The organism is Burkholderia sp. Ax-1724, from assembly GCF_011752995.1.
Lineage (GTDB): Bacteria > Pseudomonadota > Gammaproteobacteria > Burkholderiales > Burkholderiaceae > Paraburkholderia.
Genome location: NZ_VWWL01000033.1, coordinates 13,260 through 31,891 on the forward strand (window position 1 = coordinate 13,260; position 18,632 = coordinate 31,891).

Annotated in this window: 16 protein-coding genes and 1 other RNA gene; 4 read left to right on the forward strand and 13 right to left on the reverse strand. The window is 62.9% G+C overall.

From position 1 onward, the window contains the following. Positions 1–137 precede the first annotated feature (137 nt). The 12 genes from lapB to gyrA form a co-directional block, all read right to left on the reverse strand. A complete protein-coding gene (gene lapB / locus F3J19_RS29395; RefSeq protein WP_167049499.1) occupies positions 138–1,313 on the reverse strand; it encodes a lipopolysaccharide assembly protein LapB in 1,176 nt (391 codons plus the stop codon). A 69-nt stretch (positions 1,314–1,382) separates the two neighbouring features. Next, positions 1,383–1,676, reverse strand: a complete 294-nt coding sequence (locus F3J19_RS29400; protein ID WP_167049501.1) for a LapA family protein — start codon at positions 1,674–1,676, stop codon at positions 1,383–1,385. Between the two features lie 358 nt (positions 1,677–2,034). Then, positions 2,035–2,358 carry an integration host factor subunit beta gene (locus F3J19_RS29405; RefSeq protein ID WP_007180889.1) on the reverse strand — a complete coding sequence of 108 codons (324 nt, stop codon included), beginning with the start codon at positions 2,356–2,358 and terminating at the stop codon, positions 2,035–2,037. A 21-nt stretch (positions 2,359–2,379) separates the two neighbouring features. Continuing rightward, positions 2,380–4,113: a 30S ribosomal protein S1 gene (gene rpsA, locus F3J19_RS29410; RefSeq protein WP_167049503.1), complete on the reverse strand. Its 1,734-nt coding sequence runs from the start codon at positions 4,111–4,113 to the stop codon at positions 2,380–2,382. Positions 4,114–4,269: 156 nt separating this feature from the next. Next, positions 4,270–4,956 carry a (d)CMP kinase gene (cmk, locus tag F3J19_RS29415; RefSeq protein ID WP_167049505.1) on the reverse strand — a complete coding sequence of 229 codons (687 nt, stop codon included), beginning with the start codon at positions 4,954–4,956 and terminating at the stop codon, positions 4,270–4,272. Between the two features lie 46 nt (positions 4,957–5,002). Further along, positions 5,003–6,307 (reverse strand): 3-phosphoshikimate 1-carboxyvinyltransferase, encoded by a 1,305-nt coding sequence (gene aroA, locus F3J19_RS29420; RefSeq protein WP_167049507.1) that lies wholly within the window; start codon positions 6,305–6,307, stop codon positions 5,003–5,005. 18 nt (positions 6,308–6,325) lie between these two features. Beyond that, on the reverse strand, positions 6,326–7,267 hold the full coding sequence (locus F3J19_RS29425) for a prephenate dehydrogenase/arogenate dehydrogenase family protein (RefSeq protein WP_167049509.1): 942 nt from the start codon (positions 7,265–7,267) through the stop codon (positions 6,326–6,328). A gap of 71 nt (positions 7,268–7,338) precedes the next feature. Next, the gene (gene hisC / locus F3J19_RS29430) at positions 7,339–8,466 is read right to left on the reverse strand and encodes a histidinol-phosphate transaminase (protein WP_167049511.1); all 1,128 of its coding nucleotides are present in this window, start codon (positions 8,464–8,466) and stop codon (positions 7,339–7,341) included. A gap of 113 nt (positions 8,467–8,579) precedes the next feature. Next, positions 8,580–9,659: a prephenate dehydratase gene (gene pheA / locus F3J19_RS29435; protein ID WP_167049513.1), complete on the reverse strand. Its 1,080-nt coding sequence runs from the start codon at positions 9,657–9,659 to the stop codon at positions 8,580–8,582. Positions 9,660–9,724: 65 nt separating this feature from the next. Beyond that, on the reverse strand, positions 9,725–10,807 hold the full coding sequence (serC, locus tag F3J19_RS29440) for a 3-phosphoserine/phosphohydroxythreonine transaminase (protein WP_167049515.1): 1,083 nt from the start codon (positions 10,805–10,807) through the stop codon (positions 9,725–9,727). A 237-nt stretch (positions 10,808–11,044) separates the two neighbouring features. Next, the gene (locus F3J19_RS29445) at positions 11,045–11,650 is read right to left on the reverse strand and encodes a DUF2059 domain-containing protein (RefSeq protein WP_167049576.1); all 606 of its coding nucleotides are present in this window, start codon (positions 11,648–11,650) and stop codon (positions 11,045–11,047) included. Between the two features lie 124 nt (positions 11,651–11,774). Further along, entirely contained in the window at positions 11,775–14,399 is a 2,625-nt protein-coding gene (gene gyrA / locus F3J19_RS29450; protein WP_167049517.1) for a DNA gyrase subunit A, read from the reverse strand. Positions 14,400–14,874: 475 nt separating this feature from the next. On the opposite strand from gyrA, the gene ompA reads away from it, so the two are divergent. The 4 genes from ompA (at position 14,875) to ssrA (ending at position 17,695) form a co-directional block, all read left to right on the forward strand. After that, complete coding sequence (ompA, locus tag F3J19_RS29455; protein WP_167049519.1) at positions 14,875–15,522, forward strand: outer membrane protein OmpA; 648 nt, start codon at positions 14,875–14,877, stop codon at positions 15,520–15,522. 162 nt (positions 15,523–15,684) lie between these two features. Continuing rightward, positions 15,685–16,383, forward strand: coding sequence for a bifunctional 2-polyprenyl-6-hydroxyphenol methylase/3-demethylubiquinol 3-O-methyltransferase UbiG (gene ubiG / locus F3J19_RS29460; RefSeq protein ID WP_167049521.1), 699 nt, complete (start codon positions 15,685–15,687; stop codon positions 16,381–16,383). 48 nt (positions 16,384–16,431) lie between these two features. After that, on the forward strand, positions 16,432–17,145 hold the full coding sequence (gene gph / locus F3J19_RS29465) for a phosphoglycolate phosphatase (protein WP_167049523.1): 714 nt from the start codon (positions 16,432–16,434) through the stop codon (positions 17,143–17,145). A gap of 180 nt (positions 17,146–17,325) precedes the next feature. Beyond that, positions 17,326–17,695, forward strand: a transfer-messenger RNA (tmRNA) gene (ssrA, locus tag F3J19_RS29470). A 140-nt stretch (positions 17,696–17,835) separates the two neighbouring features. Here ssrA and F3J19_RS29475 read toward each other — a convergent pair. Beyond that, entirely contained in the window at positions 17,836–18,549 is a 714-nt protein-coding gene (locus F3J19_RS29475) for an IclR family transcriptional regulator (protein WP_167049525.1), read from the reverse strand. Between the last annotated feature and the right edge of the window lie 83 nt (positions 18,550–18,632).

Sequence of the window (18,632 nt, forward strand, 5' to 3'; positions counted from 1 at the left end):
GAGGGGTCCGGTGATGAGTGCCGGTCATGAGGCCGGCGGCGATGAATTCGTGGTGAAGCCCGCGCCGCTCGAACGGCGGCGGCTGGCATACGCGCAACGCGGTGGCCGCCGCGCCTGCCGGTCCGAGCGGCGCGGCGTCAGTTCGGCGCGGCAATCGGCTCGACACGGCGTGGCGCATAGGTTTCCCAACCGCTGCAGCCCGGGCATTGCCAATAGAAAAGCCGCGCCCTGAAACCGCAATTCTGGCACGTATAACGTGGCAGATTTTTGGTGCGCTGGCGGATCAGCGTGCGCATCAGCTCCAGTTCGCTGCGACGCGGTTCTTCCGCGACCGCCTGCTGCGCCTCGAGCAAACGCGTCATGCCGGCCAGATTCGGCGACTTCTGCATTTGCGAGCGCGCGAGCGCATGCGCCGCCTCGGCGCCGCGCAGCGACGCGACGTGCTGATAGGCGACGTCGAGCAGATCGTTGTTCGGATGCTGGTCCACCCAGCTCGTGAGCAGATCGGCGCCTTCCTGCGCACGGCCGAGCGCTTCGTAGGCCTTCATGATTTTTTCGGCGACGAGCGGCAAATATGCGGAGTTCTGCTCCTCGACGCGCCGCCATTGCCGGACCGCCGCTTCGGGCTCGCCGCCGGCCGCGTCGACGTCGCCGAACAGGATCGTCGCGCGCACGTTGGTCGGGTTCGCCTTCAGCGCAAAGCCAAGCTGGCGGCGCGCTTCGTCCGGCTTCTTCTGCTGCAAGGCTTCCTGCGCGAGCTCGCAATGGAACTGCGCGATTTCCTTATCGAGCGACGGCGCGCCCATCGTTTCGAGATGGCGCGCGGTGTCGATCGACTTGATCCAGTCCTTCTCGATTTCGTAGATCGTGAGCAGCGCGCGTTGCGCGCCCAAAGCGTAATCGCCGGCCTGCAGCGAGCGGAAGGTTTCTTCCGCACGATCGAGCAGGCCCGCTTTCAGGAAGTCCTGACCCAGTTCGTAGAGCGCGTGATCGCGTTCGCTGACGGGCAGGTCCGCGCGGCTCAACAGGTTCTGATGCACGCGAATCGCGCGATCCGTTTCGCCGCGGCGGCGAAACAGGTTACCGAGCGCGAAATGCAGTTCGACCGTTTCGGGGTCGAGCTTGACGACCTCGATGAACGCGTCGATTGCCTGGTCAGGCTGCTCGTTGAGCAGGAAGTTCAGGCCGCGAAAATACGAGCGCGGCAGGTTCGCGCTTTCGGACAGCAGCGTCTTGAGGTCGTAGCGCGCCGCCACCCAGCCGAATGCGAATGCGACGGGTATGACAAGCAGCCACCAGAAGTCTAGATCCATGCGATTGATGCAAATGTGCGGGCAAGCGGAAACGAAAAGCCGCGCTCAACGCGCGCGGCACGGGGAAATTCAGATCAACGGCGGCAGCGGCGGCTGTTCGACGACCGGCGGCGTTTCGCGCGCCACACGCAGCTCGCGCTTGAGACGGCCATTTTCCATGCGCAAGCGCACGACGGCCGGCATCGCCGACACAAGCCCCGCGAGCAAACCGACCACGAAAAACGCGAGGCCAATCAGGATCAGGGGCGCCGACCAGGCATAGCCGGCGAGGAAATTCAGCGTAGCGGGTTGCGTATTGGACAGTGCCAGCACCAGCAGCAGCACGAACACCAGCACGCGGATCAGCCAGACGATAAATTTCATGAGTAAGTCTCTTGACGGCAGTTGCGGGGTGACGCCGGCTTGATGACGCGTCGCGCCACGGTGTTGCCCGCGCCGAAGTGACCCGTATTGTAATTGAAGCCCTCGCGGCTGGGCAGCAGGTGGTGGCGCAGAGGCTTGCCGGGGGCTGGTCTCTGGTTGCCGCGAGCGGAAATGCGGGCGCACATAGGAACGGCAAGCGCCGCCTGGTTTGTGACCTGCGCCTGCGTAGGTATCACCGCACCAGCCACACAGTACAGACGAAAAAAAAGCGCCCGAAGGCGCTTTTCCTGGTCTTTTGCCGACTGGCTTTGGCCGCTGACGCTAGCTATGCCACGCTGCACGACGCACAGCGAAGCATTTACAGGTCGTCATCCGGCTCTTCGGCCTTCAACGGCTCGCCCGCGCGGCGATCCACCCGCTCGCGCAACTCCTTGCCCGGCTTGAAGTGCGGTACGTACTTCTCAGGTACCAGCACCTTCTCGCCCGACTTCGGATTGCGTCCGACGCGGGAAGGACGGCGGTTGAGGCCGAAGCTGCCGAAGCCGCGAATTTCGATGCGATGGCCGTTGGCAAGCGCCTCCGACATCGCATCGAGCATCGTCTTCACCGCGAAATCCGCATCTTTGAGAACAAGCTGCGGAAATCGCGTAGCCAGCTGGGCGACCAATTCCGATTTGGTCATACTGCAGCAGACCTCTCAGGCTTACTGGTTCTGGCCGTCGAGCTTGGCCTTCAGCAGCGCGCCGAGGTTCGTCGTGCCGGTAGCGGCTGCGCTCGAATCCGAAGCAGCGAGACCACGGATGGCTTCCTGTTGCTCGGCCGAATCCTTCGCCTTGATCGACAGGTTGATGCCACGCGACTTGCGATCGATGTTGATGATCATCGCGTTGACCTTGTCGCCTTCCTTCAGCACGTTGCGAGCGTCTTCCACGCGGTCTTGCGCGATTTCCGAAGCGCGCAGGTAGCCTTCGACTTCACCCGAGAGCTGAACCACGGCACCCTTCGCGTCCACGGTCTTGACCGTGCCATCGACGATCGAACCCTTGTCGTTCATTGCAACGTAGTTGCTGAACGGGTCGCCTTCGAGCTGCTTGATGCCCAGCGAAATGCGTTCCTTCTCGACGTCGATGCCGAGAACGATCGCTTCCACTTCGTCGCCCTTCTTGTACTTGCGGACGGCTTCTTCGCCGGTTTCGCTCCACGACAGGTCCGACAGGTGAACCAGACCGTCGATACCGCCCGGCAGACCGATGAAGACGCCGAAGTCGGTAATCGACTTGATCGCGCCTTGCAGCTTGTCGCCCTTCTTGAAGTTGCGGCTGAAGTCGTCCCACGGGTTCGGCTTGCACTGCTTCATGCCGAGGCTGATACGGCGGCGGTCTTCGTCGATTTCGAGAACCATGACTTCGACTTCGTCGCCCAGCTGGACAACCTTCGACGGCGCAACGTTCTTGTTGGTCCAGTCCATTTCCGACACGTGGACGAGGCCTTCGATGCCCGATTCCACTTCGACGAATGCGCCGTAGTCGGTGATGTTGGTGACCTTGCCGAACAGGCGCGTACCCGACGGGTAACGGCGCGAGATGCCTTCCCACGGATCGTCGCCCAGTTGCTTGATACCGAGCGAAACGCGGTTCTTTTCCTGATCGAACTTGAGGATCTTCGCGGTGACTTCCTGGCCAACCGACAGCACTTCGCTCGGGTGACGCACGCGACGCCATGCGATGTCGGTGATGTGCAGCAGGCCGTCGATACCGCCGAGGTCGACGAACGCACCGTAGTCGGTGATGTTCTTGACCACGCCTTCGACGATCGCGCCTTCCTTCAGCGTTTCGAGCAGCTTCGCGCGCTCTTCGCCTTGCGTTGCCTCGATGACAGCGCGGCGCGACAGCACGACGTTGTTACGCTTGCGGTCGAGCTTGATGACGCGGAATTCGAGGGTCTTGCCTTCGTACGGGGTCGTGTCCTTGACCGGACGTGTATCGACCAGCGAACCCGGCAGGAACGCGCGGATGCCGTTGACCATGACAGTCATGCCGCCCTTGACCTTGCCCGTGATCGTGCCGGTCACGAGCTCGTTGTTGTCGAGCGCTTTTTCCAGCGACAGCCACGAAGCGAGACGCTTCGCCTTGTCGCGCGACAGGATCGTGTCGCCATAGCCGTTTTCCAGCGCGTCGATCGCGACGGAAACGAAGTCGCCCGCCTGCACTTCTACCTCGCCCGCGTCGTTCAGAAACTCTTCGAGCGGGATGTAGGCTTCGGACTTCAGACCAGCATTCACGACCACGAAGTTGTGGTCGACACGCACGACTTCGGCGGAGATCACTTCGCCAGCGCGCATGTCCTGCTTGGTCAGCGACTCTTCGAACAGAGCCGCAAAAGATTCGGTATTCGGGGTAGAGGTTTGCAGGTCGGACATAAAAATCAGAATTTGCATGGTTTTCGCAGCGCCTGACTCACCGGACGGTCAGCAACTTCGGCAAAAACGCGAATACCACGCGGGGTTAAAGGGTTAAAAACAACGCTTCGCGACCATCGCGAAGCACCTACCAACAACGGAACTGTTGCGCCGCCGCTGCGTTACTGTTTCGAGTCACGCATGCGGGACTAGCGCTTCATACCATTGCACCACCTGCTCGACCGCCTGGTCGACCGACAATGCGGAGGTATCAAGCAGCTTTGCATCCGCCGCGGGCTTGAGCGGCGCGGCTGCGCGCTGACTGTCACGCTCGTCGCGCTCACGCAAATCCCGGAGCAAGTCATCTATATTAGCAGAAAATCCTTTTTGGATCAATTGCTTATGCCGGCGCGCCGCGCGCGCTTCCACGCTCGCGGTCATGAACACTTTCAGCACCGCATCCTGGAAGATCACGGTGCCCATGTCGCGACCGTCGGCAACAAGCCCCGGCTCCTTGCGAAACGCCCGCTGACGCGCCACCAGCGCGGCTCGCACGGGCACGTGCACGGCGATCGCCGAGGCCCGGCTGCCCACGTCCTCGGCGCGGATTTCGTTCGACACGTCGACGCCGTCGAGCTGCGCGAGCCCCTCGCGAAACGTGATGTGAAGGTCGTCGATCAGCGTCACGAGCGCGTCGACGTCGTTTTCGGCAACGCCGTAGCGCAGGCTCGCGAGCGCCGCGAGCCGGTAGAGCGCGCCGCTGTCGAGCAGGTGAAAGCCGAGGTTCGCGGCGACCAGCGCGGCCACGGTGCCTTTGCCGGAGGCACTCGGGCCGTCGATCGTAATGACGGGCGTCTGGTGAAAGGGACGGGTCGGTTTCATCGAAAAAGTCGCACGTCAGTCGGTTCGCAAGCGAATCCGGGTTGAATCAGGGTTGGGCGAGCGCGGCGAAGCGCTCGAAATAATCGGGGAACGTCTTGCCGACGCACTTCGGGTCGTTGATGCGGACCGGCACGCCGCCCAGGCTCACGAGCGAGAAGCACATCGCCATGCGATGGTCGTCGTAGGTGTCGATCGCGGCGTTCGGAATCAGCTTTTCGGGCGGCGTGACGACAAGGAAATCCTCGCCCTCCTGCACCTTCGCGCCGACCTTGCGCAGTTCGGTCGCCATCGCGGCGATGCGGTCGGTCTCCTTCACGCGCCAGCTCGCGATGTTGCGCAGCGTGGTCGTGCCGTCCGCGAACAGCGCGGCGACGGCGATCGTCATCGCGGCATCGGGAATCAGGTTGAAGTCCATGTCGATCGGGTCGAGCTTGCCGTGGTCATTGCCGACGCCGCGCACTTCGATCCAGTCCTCGCCCATCTGCAGGTTCGCACCCATCCGGATCAGCGCATCGGCAAAGCCGACATCGCCCTGGATGCTCGCGCGGCCGACGCCCTCCACTTTCAGCGGGCCGCCGCCGAGCGCGCCCGCCGCAAGGAAATACGACGCCGACGACGCATCGCCCTCCACCATGATCCGGCCCGGCGACTGATAGCGCTGCCCCGCCGGCACGACGAACTGGTGCCAGCCGTGCCGCTCGACCTTGATGCCGAAGCGCTCCATCAGCTTGATCGTGATCTCGATGTACGGCTTCGAGATCAGTTCGCCCTCCACCTGCACGGTGGTGACGCCGCTCGCGGTACGCAGGAGCGGCAGCGTCAGCAGCAGCGAGGTCAGGAACTGGCTCGACACGTCGCCGCGCACGCGGATCGGCGCCTCGGCGGAAATCTGCGCGGGACGAATCCGCAGCGGCGGATAGCCTTCGTTCTGCTCGTAGTCGATCTGCGCGCCGATCTGCCGCAAGCCGTCGACGAGATCGCCGATCGGCCGCTCGTGCATGCGCGGCACGCCGTGGATCCGGTAGTCGCCGCCGTTCACGGCGAGCGCCGCGGTCAGCGGACGCACCGCCGTGCCCGCGTTGCCGAGGAACAGGTCGGCCGTGCGCGCGGTGAACGCGCCGCGCGTGCCGGTGACGACGCAGGTGTCGCCGTCGCGCTTCAGACGCACGCCGAGCTTTTCGAGCGCGTCGAGCATCACGCGGGTGTCGTCGGAATCGAGCAGGTTCGTGATCGTCGTGTCGCCCTCGGCGAGCGCCGCGAGCAGTAGCACACGGTTCGAGATGCTCTTCGAGCCGGGCAGACGAACCGTGCCGGACGCACGGGAAAAAGGTCCGAGATCGAGGAATTCCATGATGAGTCCAGTTTCCGGTTATTTCGACGCGTCGCTGCCGGCCACGCCGGTTGCGCGCTGTTCCTGCCATTGACTGCGCGCGACGCGCGAGCGCGCGAACACGGCTTCGAGCGCGGCGCCGTCGCCGGCTTCGATCGCCGTGCGCAGGCGCGCGAGCACCGCGGTGTAAGCGTCGAGTTCGTCGAGCAACGCGGCCCGATTGGCGACGCACACGTCGCGCCACATTTCCGGGCTCGACGCGGCGATGCGTGTGAAGTCGCGAAAGCCGCCCGCCGCGAACGAGAACTTCAACGCGGCATCGGGCGAATTGAGAATCTGCTCGACGAGCGCGAACGACAGCACGTGCGGCAGATGGCTGACCGACGCGAACACGCGGTCATGCTGCTCGGGCAGCATGTCCCGCACGAGCGCGCCGGTTGCGCGCCACATCGCCGCGACCCGCTCGACCGCCTGCGGCGCATTCTCCGGCAGCGGACACAGCACGACGTTGCGATTCACGTACAGATCGGGCAAGGCGGCGTCGACGCCGCTCGACTCGCGCCCGGCAATCGGATGGCCCGGCACGAACTGGCCGATCCGCGCGCCGAGCGCCGCGCGCGCCGCGGCCACCACGTCGGACTTGGTGCTGCCCGCGTCGGTAACGATCGTGTTTGCATCGAGATACGGCGCGATGCGCTCGAGCAACGGCTGCGTCTGGGCGACCGGCGCCGCGAGCAGCACGAAATCCGCGCCGGCGAGCGCGGCGCGCAACGCGGCATCGTCGTCGAGCGACGCGGCGTCATCGATCACACCGAGCGCCAAGGCGCGCTCGCTCGACGCGGACGTCCGTCCCACGCCGATCACCGTGCGCGCCCCATCGGCCTCGCCGCGTTCGCGCAAAGCGCGCGCGAGCGATCCGCCGATCAGGCCGACACCGAAAATCACCAGCTTGTCAAAAGAAAACGCGGCCACGTCGGTCACACAGTCGGTTACACAATAAGCACGCCAGCCTCGCTGGGCGGGCGCGCGGTTCAAGAAGGATCAGCGCTGATTCACGCCAAAGGCGCGGCAAGCTCCGCAAGCGCCTTTTCGAGCGCCGCGACAAACGCGTCGTTTTCCTCGGGCAGCCCGATCGTAATACGCAGCCATTGCGGCAAACCGTAGTTGGCGACCGGCCGCACGATCACGGCCTGTTTCAGCAGCGAGAGGTTCACACGGGCGCCCGCCGAATCGTCGTTGCCGACGCGCACGAGCACGAAATTGCCCGCGGACGGCACGTATTCGAGGCCGAGCCGGTCGAACGCCTCGGTCAAACGACGATAGCCTTGCGCATTCAGCGCCGCGCTCTTTTCGAGAAACTCGCTGTCGTTCAGTGCGGCGATGGCCGCGGCCTGCGCGAGCGTATTCACGTTGAACGGCTGACGCAGACGGTTCAGCAGATCGGTCAATTCAGGCTGCGCGATCGCAAAGCCGATGCGCAAACCGGCGAGCCCGAACGCCTTCGAGAACGTGCGCGACACGAGCAGGTTCGGGTAGCGGCGCACCCAGTCGATCGAATCGTAGCGCTTGTCCGCCGGCAGATATTCGGTGTACGCCTCGTCGAGCACGACGACCACATGGCGCGGCACCTTGTCGAGAAACGCCGCGAGCGTCGGGCCGTCGACGAACGTGCCGGTCGGATTGTTCGGATTGGCGACGAAGACAAGCCGGGTGTCGTCGTCGATCGCGGCGAGCATCGCGTCGAGATCGTGACCATGACGCACCGCCGGCACAGCGATCGCGCGCGCGCCGACGCCCTGCGCCGCAAGCGCATAGACCATGAACGAATACTGCGAGAACACGACCGCCTGGCCTTTCTCGACGAACGCATGAGCGGCGAGTTCGAGAATGTCGTTGCTGCCGTTGCCGAGCGTGATCCACTCGGCCGGCACGCCGTAGCGCGCGGCGAGTGCCGCCTTCAGCTCGAAGCCGTTCGAATCCGGATAACGGCCAAGATCGGCGATCGCCTGCGCCATCGCGCGCTGCGCCGAGGCAGGCATGCCGAGCGGATTTTCATTCGACGCCAGCTTCACGATGCTCGCCTCTTCAAGATCGAACTCGCGGGCCACTTCCGAAATCGGCTTGCCGGCGATGTACGGCGCGATCGCGCGCACGTAGGAAGGGCCGAAAGACGCTGTCATGAAAAATCTCCGAACGACGATGATGGGTGAAACACGCGTAAATCTGCCGTCCGAACACCCGGAGCAGGCCGCCGTGCAACGCACTGCGCGTCGCACGGATTCCGCTGCCCGCCCTAGCGGGCGCGCGGATACGAGCCGAGTATCTTCAGGAACGCGGCCTTCTCGCCGAGTCCGGCCAGCGCGGCGGCCACGGCCGCATCGTCGCGATGACCCTCGATGTCGATGTAGAAGTAATACTCCCACGTGCCGACGCGCGCCGGACGCGACTCGAAACGCGTCATCGACACGCCGTGGCGCGAGAGCGGCTCGAGCAGCTTGACCATCGCGCCCGGCTCGTTGGGAACCGACACGATCAGCGAGGTCTGGTCGTGGCCGCTCGGGCCGGTCGGCTGCTTGCCGATCATGACGAAGCGCGTGCGGTTGTGCGGGTCGTCCTGAATCAGCGCGTTGGTGACCTGCAGGCCGTAGTGGATCGCGGCGCGGTCGCCGGCGACGGCGGCAACGCTCGAATCTTCGGCCGCCATGCGCGCGGCTTCCGCATTGCTCGACACCGCCTCGCGCTTCAGATGCGGCGCGTTCGTCGATAGCCAGCGCTGGCACTGCGCGAGCGCCTGCGCATGCGCGCATACGCGCGTCACACCGGCGAGACCGTTTTGCGTGAGCAGGTTGTGATGGATCGGCAACGCGAGTTCGCCGCCGATAATCAACTGCGTCTGCAGCAACAGATCGAGCGTGCGCGACACCGCGCCTTCGGTCGAATTCTCGACCGGCACGACGCCGAAGTCGGCGGCGTCCGCCTCGACCGCGCGGAACACTTCGTCGATCGACGGACACGGCAGCCCTTCGATCGATTGACCGAAGTACTCGTGCATCGCCTGTTCGCTATAGGTGCCGACCGGCCCGAGGTAGGCCGCCTTGAGCGTCTTTTCGAGCGCGCGGCTCGCCGCCATGATCTCGCGCCAGATCGCGCCGATATGCTCGTCCTTGAGCGGTCCCGCGCTCATCTCCTGCAAGCGCGCGATCACCTGCAATTCGCGCTCGGGGCGGAACACCGGCGCGTTGAAATGCTTCTTGACCTCGCCCACCTCGAGCGCGACCGACGCGCGCTGGTTCAGGAGCGCGATCAGTTGCGCGTCGAGCGCGTCGATACGATCGCGCAGAGGTTTGAGTCGTGTATTGAGTTCGTCGTCCATGCGTGAAAAATGGCTCTGCCGGGTAACTGCTGGAAAAGATGCGCGCGCCTGCCGGTCAATACGGCTCAGGTGCTGCGCTGTTCGAATTCCTTCATGTATTCGACAAGCGACTTGACGCCTTCGAGCGGGACGGCGTTATAAATCGACGCCCGCATGCCGCCGACGGACTTGTGGCCCTTTAGCTGCACCAATCCCCGCGCTTTCGCGCCGGTCAGGAAATCTTCGTTGCGCGACTCGTCGACGAGGAAGAACGGTACGTTCATCCGCGAACGCGAGCCACGTTCGACCTTGTTCAGATAGAAGCGGCTCGAATCGATCGCGTCGTACAGCAGCTTCGACTTTTCGAGATTACGCGCTTCCATCGCCGCCAGGCCGCCCTGCTTTTTCAACCACTTGAACACGAGCCCGGCGATATAGATCGCGTAGGTGGGCGGCGTGTTGTACATCGAATTGTTTTCGGCAACGGTCTTCCATTCGAACGCCGACGGACAGATCGGCATCGCGCGATCGAGCATGTCCTCGCGTACGATCACGACCGTGACACCGGCCATGCCGATATTCTTCTGCGCGCCGCCGAACAGTACGCCGTATTTGGCGATGTCCATCGGGCGCGACAGGATATGCGACGACGCGTCCGCAACGAGCGGAATCTCGCCTAGATCGGGAATCTCAAACGTCTCGACGCCGTGAATCGTCTCGTTCGTGCACAGATGCACGTAGGCCGGATCGTCCGACAATTGCCATTCCGAGTGCGCCGGCGCGCGCGTAAAGCCGCTCGCGGTCTGACCGGTCGCGGCCAGATGCACGGTGCCGTATTTCTGCGCTTCCTTGAACGACTTCTGCGACCACGAGCCAGTCACGACGAAGTCGGCGCGCGGCTTCGTGCCGAGCAGATTCATCGGCACGATGGCGTTTTCGCCGAGCCCGCCGCCCTGCAGGAACAGGATGCGATGACTGGCCGGCACCTGCAGCAATTCGCGCAGATCGGTCAACGCTTCCTCGTGGATCGACATGAACTCCTTGCCGCGATGGCTCATTTCCATCACGCTCATGCCGCTGCCGTGCCAGTTGAGCATCTCGTCGGCTGCCTGGCGCAGCACTTCTTCGGGCATGGCCGCCGGGCCGGCGGAGAAATTAAAGACGCGCATGTGGAGTCCTAGAAGCGGGCGCGAAAAAACGGAATCGCGCGGGAAATCGGCGAAAAGACCTGCGAAATGGTTCGCCGAAAAAGAAAATGGCCGTCTGCGCCAGTGCGCAAACGGCCATTATCGCATTGTCGCCGCCAACCCGCCACGCCGCGTGGCCCGGCGGCTGCGCCCTCCCGGGCATTGACCCGACGGACGCGGCGGCAGGCTGCGCACTCAGCGCAGCCGTGCGAGCGGAATTTACTTGGCGGCCGGCTTGACCGAAGCGACTTCCTTGTCGGCTTGAGCGCGCGTTGCCTTGATCGATTCCGGCATGTACTTCTGCATCAGACCGTTCACGACGTCGCGACCAACCTGATCCTGCACCTGGATGAACTTGCGGCCAGTCGGGCTCTTGTAGAACGTGGTCAGGTCCTTGATTTCCGACGTGCTGTAGTACTTCGCGTACGCGTCGTACTGAGCCTGCATTGCGTCCTGACGGAAGGCGTCCGTTGCGAACACCTGACCTGCGCCGTCGACCAGCTTCGGCACTGCGTTCTGCTGCAGCGACGGAACGGCAGCCTGCTTCTGCTTGTCCGTCAGCGTCTTGTTTTCGCTCAGCGCGTCCGACAGGATGGCCGGCACGAGCTGCTTGGCCTGCATCTGCGCGCTGTTGCCGATTGCACCGACCAGCTTCTGCGCGTCGATGGCGTCGAGCAGGTCCTTGATGGCAGCCTGCTTGGCCGGATCAACCGGTGCTGCGGCAGCAGCCGGTGCCGCCGGCGCCTGGTTCTGCAGCGCTTGAGCCATGGCGAAGGTCGGTACGAGGGCAGCCAGCAACATCAGTTGTTTGAATCGTTTTTGCATCATTACTCCCTAAGAGAAATTAACTTGAACCGCGCGCCTCGCTGGAAGCGCGTATCGGCCCGATACGCGAGGATTCGCAGCGTAGCTTCAACTTATTAACCGGGGCTGAAACCACCGGCACGGATCAGACCGCGCCGCCTTCGTCGTTGTCGCCTTCAGCGGGGCTTTCGGAATCGCTCTCCGCCTCGCCTTCAGCCTCAGCCACCTGTTGCAGACCGGACAGCTTGGTCCCTTCGTCAAGGCTGATGAGTGTAACACCTTGGGTTGCGCGCCCCATTTCGCGGATTTCCGAGACACGCGTGCGGATCAGCACGCCCGTCGTCGTGATCAGCATGATCTGCGCCTCCGGGTCCACCAGCGTCGCGGCGACGACCTTGCCGTTACGCTCCGACGTCTGGATCGCGATCATGCCCTTCGTGCCGCGGCCGTGACGCGTGTACTCGGTGATCGAAGTGCGCTTGCCAAAACCGTTTTCGGTCGCGGTCAGCACCGACTGCTGCTCGTCGCCGGCCACCAGCAGCGCGATCACGCTCTGCCCGTCTTCGAGCTGCATGCCGCGCACGCCGCGCGCTTCACGGCCCATCGGACGCACGTCGTTTTCGTCGAAGCGCACCGCCTTGCCCGAATCCGAGAACAGCATCACGTCGTGCTGGCCGTCCGTAATGGCCGCGCCGATCAGGTAGTCGCCCTCATCGAGACCGACCGCAATAATACCCTTGCGCAGCGGGCGGCTGAATGCTTCGAGCGGAGTCTTTTTTACCGTTCCTAACGCGGTGGCCATGAACACGAATTTGTCGGCCGAAAACTCCTTGACCGGCAGCACGACCGTGATCTTTTCACCTTCCTGCAACGGGAACATGTTGACGATCGGGCGGCCGCGCGAATTGCGCGAGCCCTGCGGCACTTCGTAGACCTTGACCCAGTACACGCGGCCGCGGTTCGAGAAGCACAGAATGTGGTCGTGCGTATTGGCGATGAAGAGCGTGTCGATCCAGTCGTCTTCCTTCATCGAGGTGGCCTGTTTGCCGCGACCACCGCGCTTCTGGGCCCGATATTCGGACAACGGCTGCGATTTCACGTAACCCGCGTGCGACATGGTCACGACCATTTCCTGCGGCGTGATCAGGTCTTCGGTATTCAGTTCGGTCGCGTTCAGCTCGATCTTCGAGCGGCGCGCATCGCCGAATTCGGCCTTGATCGACGTGAGTTCCTCGACGATGATCGCCGAAATGCGCTCCGGGCGCGCCAGGATGTCGAGCAGGTCGGCGATCTGCGCCATGACGTCGCGGTACTCGCCGATGATCTTGTCCTGCTCGAGACCGGTCAGGCGCTGCAGACGCATCTGCAGGATTTCCTGCGCCTGGGTGTCGGACAGACGGTAGAGACCGTCGGCCTGCATGCCGAACGACGGGTTCAGCCCTTCCGGACGGTAAGCCTCGCGGCCACCCGCCGTGGCGTTGTCAGCCTCGGCGCGCGACAGCATGTCGCGCACGAGCGACGAATCCCACGCGCGCGACATCAGTTCCTGCTTGGCGATAGGCGGCGTGGGCGCGGCCTTGATGAGCGCGATGAATTCGTCGATGTTCGCGAGCGCAACCGCGAGACCTTCGAGCACGTGGCCGCGTTCGCGCGCCTTGCGCAGTTCGAAGACCGTGCGCCGCGTCAGCACTTCCCGGCGATGCGACAGGAAGCACGTCAGCATTTCCTTCAGATTCAGCAGCTTAGGCTGGCCGTCGACGAGCGCGACCATGTTCATGCCGAAGGTGTCCTGAAGTTGGGTCGCCTTGTACAGATTGTTCAGCACGACCTCGGGCACTTCGCCGCGCTTCAACTCGATCACGACGCGCATGCCGCTCTTGTCGGATTCGTCGCGGATGTCGGAAATGCCTTCGAGCTTCTTCTCGTTGACGAGCTCGGCGATACGCTCGAGCAGCGAACGCTTGTTCACCTGATACGGCAGCTCGTCGACGATGATCGCCATGCGCTGGCCGCGGTCGATTTCCTCGAAGTGCGTGAGCGCGCGCATGACCACGCGGCCGCGCCCCGTGCGATAGCCGTCGCGCACGCCTGCCACGCCATAGATGATGCCGGCGGTCGGGAAGTCGGGCGCGGGGATGATCTCGATCAGCTCGTCGATCGTCGCTTCGGGGTTTTTCAGCAGATGCTGACAGGCGTCGACGACCTCGTTGAGGTTGTGCGGCGGGATGTTGGTTGCCATGCCGACCGCGATGCCCGACGAACCGTTGATCAGCAGGTTCGGGATGCGCGCGGGCAGGATGGCCGGTTCGTTTTCGCTGCCGTCGTAGTTCGGCACGAAGTCGACCGTTTCCTTGTCGATGTCGGCCAGCAGTTCGTGGCCGATCTTCGCCATGCGGATTTCGGTGTAGCGCATGGCCGCAGCGTTGTCGCCGTCGACCGAACCGAAGTTGCCCTGGCCGTCGACCAGCATGTAGCGCAGCGAGAAGTCCTGCGCCATGCGAACGATGGTGTCGTAGACAGCCGTGTCGCCGTGCGGATGGTATTTACCGATGACATCGCCGACGATACGCGCCGACTTCTTGTACGCCCGGTTCCAGTCGTTGTTCAGTTCGTGCATCGCGTACAGCACGCGCCGGTGCACCGGCTTCAGGCCATCGCGGACATCGGGAAGCGCTCGCCCTACGATCACGCTCATCGCGTAATCGAGATACGAACGGCGCATTTCCTCCTCTAGGGAGATTGGCAGAGTCTCTTTGGCGAATTGATCCATTATCCGTATCTTTTACGTGCGAAGGCGACGGGTTCGCAGCACCTTCGCGTAAGCATTGCAGGCGCAACGCATCACGCGATTCTAACATGCCGGGCATCCGCCTCCGGCGATGGTACGTATACATATTAGAGGGCATGCGAAAACACCATTCCGGCCTGCCACTTTCTGTCACGATCAGGCTCGATTCCTGCATGAGGCGATTCGCCGCTGAGCCAGGCCTGGCGTACCCGCGCGGCGAATATCTTTGTTGCGCATGCACCACAATTGAAGAGGGATTTGATGGGGGGCGGATTTTTTTTTCGTAGGAGGGGAACGATATGGCAAAATGCCAACGCACAAAGAGTCAGACGCTGCTCGAAGTCTACACAGACGTTTTTTGTTCTGCACCAATGTTATACTTCGAGCAATGTATGACTTGTCTTCGTCAACAGGCTCGCAGTAAACCTGCGGTAATCTCAATTTCGAGAGGAGAAATATGAATAAACTTTCAAAGCTCGCGTTCATTGCAGCTACCGCGGTTATGGCTGCATCCGCCATGGCACAGTCGGTGCCGGCGTCGCGACAAGCCACGAACGACAACTGGGTGAATGGCACCGGCGAATACGTGTGGATGAACGGCACGAACGAGCTTTGCTGGCGCGATGCATTCTGGACGCCGGCAACGGCTAACGCCAAGTGCGACGGCGCTCTGGTTGCTCAAGCTCCGACCCCGCCGGCACCGGTCGCTCCGGTCGCTCCGATCACCAGCCAGAAGATTACGTACCAAGCCGACGCTCTGTTCGACTTCGACAAGGCAATCCTGAAGCCGGCTGGCAAGGAACGTCTGAGCGAACTGGCAGCGAAGATTCAAGGCATCAACCTCGAAGTCGTGGTCGCTACGGGTCACACCGACCGTATCGGTTCGGACGCATACAACGACCGTCTGTCGATGCGCCGTGCTCAAGCTGTGAAGGCATTCCTGGTCAGCAAGGGCATCGAATCCAACCGTATCTACACGGAAGGCAAGGGTCGCCGCAACCCGGTCACGACCGGCTGCAACCAGAAGAACCGCAAGCAACTCATCGCCTGCCTCGCACCGGACCGTCGCGTGGAAGTCGAAGTTGTCGGTACGCCGAAGCAGTAAGCTGCGACTTACCGCAGTATCGAAAGCCCCGCTCTGGCGGGGCTTTTTTTATGCCCGCGCGCCTCATCGAGCCGGCACTTTTGCCGCCCCGTCTCTCGCCCTATATACTCGGGGTTTATCCTCGAGCGCTCGCTCACCGCTCTCATCGAGGCAGCTTTCGCCATGACCAACGCCGATCCCCACGAACTACAGAAATTCAGCGACCTCGCGCATCGGTGGTGGGACCCGAATGCCGAATTCAAGCCGTTGCACGAACTCAACCCGATTCGCCTCGGCTGGATCGACGCTCACGCGCATCTGGCTGGCAAAAAAGTGCTGGATATCGGTTGCGGCGGCGGCATTCTGTCGGAATCGATGGCGAGTCTCGGCGCTCATGTGAAGGGCATCGACCTGTCGACGCAGGCACTCGGCGTCGCAGATCTGCATAGCCTTGAAAGCGGTGTAACAGTCGATTACGAAGAAATCGCCGCCGAAGCACTCGCTGCCCGCGAACCGGCCACCTACGACGTGGTCACCTGCATGGAAATGCTCGAACACGTGCCCGAGCCGGCCGCAATCGTCGACGCCTGCAAGAAACTCGTGAAGCCGGGCGGCTGGGTGTTCTTCTCCACCTTGAACCGCAACGTGAAGTCGTACCTGTTCGCGGTGATCGGCGCCGAATACATCGCGCGGATGCTGCCCAAGGGCACGCACGACTACGCGCGCTTCATCCGTCCATCGGAACTCGCGGGCTTCGTGCGCGCCGCCGGCCTGCACACGACCGACATCAAGGGCATCGTCTATAACCCGCTCAGCAAGCATTTCGTGCTGTCGGCCGACACGAGCGTCAACTACATGCTCGCCTGCCGCCTCGACACCTGAACGCCCGAGCGTCCCGACCCGCTTTGACCCGCCGCCTCCGATCGAACAATGAGCGACCCGACTCCCCTACCCCAGCGCGAAGACAATGACGACGCACTCGGTCTTTGCCAGGCCGTGCTTTTCGACCTCGACGGCACGCTAGCCGACACGGCACCCGATCTCGCGGCGGCCGTCAACAAGATGCGCCACGATCGCGGACTCGACATGGTCCCGCTCGAAAAGCTGCGTCCACTCGCGTCCGCGGGTGCGCGTGGGCTGATCGGCGGCGCGTTCGGTATTGGACCGGACCATCACGAATTCACCTCGATGCGCGAGGAATTCCTCGCCAACTACGAAGCGGATCTGTGCATCGAGACCACGCTCTTTCCGGGCATCGCCGAAGTGCTCGACGAACTCGACGCACGCGGCGTGCGCTGGGGCATCGTCACGAACAAGGTCGCGCGGCTCACCGAGCCGCTGGTCGCGCAACTCGGCCTCGAGGAACGGGCGGGCTGCGTGGTGAGCGGCGACACCACCCCGCATCCGAAGCCGCACCCCGCGCCCTTGCTGCATGCCGCGCGCGAACTGGACATGGCGCCGGAGCGCATCGTCTATGTCGGCGACGACCTTCGCGACGTGCAGGCGGGCTTTGCCGCCGGCATGAAAACCGTCGCCGCGGCATACGGCTATTGCGGCAACGATATCCCGCCGACGCAATGGCACGCGCAGCACGTGGTCAGATCGCCGGCCGAGTTGCAGAAGCTGCTGCGCGAAATCAGCTGATTACGTGACGCCAATTCGCCAGCATCGCAGCCGTATCACGCCGATCCGACACACTTGCTGACACTGTTGCGCTGCATCCGCATTGGCGCGCCGTCAACCGGAAGTACGCGGAAACACGACGCGGCCGTCGATCTATTGTAAAATCTCCACTTGGCTCATAGATTCAGAGCAACGAACCGCGGGGGCGACCTGGTTTCGACAGGGGTTGCGAAGCGGCTAGGGCATGTCGAGGACCCGTCACCTCGTTAATCAATGGGAAAAACGTAACTGCAAACGACGATACGTTCGCACTGGCAGCCTAAGGGCCGCCGTCCTCTGCCTAGTTCACTGACGGGCTAGTGTCGCAAGACCGGTAGCAATACCGACAGAGGTCATATACGTCAGTTAAGCCTTGGCGGCGTCACGACGTCCGGGTCGAAAATCTAGTGAATCGCCGTAGCGCAGCGTGTTCGTCCGCGTCGCTCCGGTTAAATCAAAAGACAGAACTAAACATGTAGAACTGGTCGTAGAGGACTTCTGGACGCGGGTTCGATTCCCGCCGCCTCCACCAAACATTGATTGAACACAAAACCCCGTAAGCCGCAAAAGCTTACGGGGTTTTTGTCTTTTCCGGCTCAACCATCGAGCCCGTCACCCGGGCGACAACTGCCCCCGAGCGAATTGGCACCACGCCTACTCCGCTCCCAAAGTCTACGCACCACCATACATGCGCTCACAGAGCCCAATGCTCGCCCCGAGCTTGCGCGAAAGATCGAACGCTGCGCGTAGCTGCACACCCTTGAACTCTCCCAACTCATGGGCCGCCTCGAGCCTCGATGCCGGCCCGGACAGCGTAAGCGCGGCCACGCACTTGTCTTCCGCACCGAAAACCGGTGTGGCGAAGGCGGCCGTATGCTGGTCGCGCGCGCCGGAAGTGAAAAGCGGAATGTCCGGCGTGGCATCGAAAATCGGCTCGCCCAATGCCCAGAACCGCAGGACGCATCCAATCGCCGTATCGTCGAGCGGCAGAGAGGTTCCGGGAAGCCGCGTCTCGCGCAAACCCTCCGCCGGCTCCGCCCTGAACAGGCAAAGACGCTGGGAATTCCCGAGAACGTAGTACGATGCGCTTTCCTTCGTTGCGGCGGCCAGTGCGTGCAGAATCGGCTCGACCACCGACGACAGATGGAAGGATTGCTCGTAGAGCTTCCCGAGATACAGCACCCTCGGACCCAACGAATACATCCCCGCCTCCGAGCGTATGACGTAGTTCGTCCGCTCCAGCGAATTCATCAGGCGATACACCGTCGTCTTGTGCATGCCCGACGCCTGCGCGAGCGCGGCGAGCGACAGCGATTCCGCGCCAGGCTTGAAGCAATCGAGCAGCGCCAGCGCCTTTTCAACTGACTGAACCCCTTCGTTTCCCATCGCAATCCTCGAATTGGTCGATCGGAGAATTGTACATCGTACAACATCGTTTTATACCGTAAAAGGGTAAACACCAGTGGATA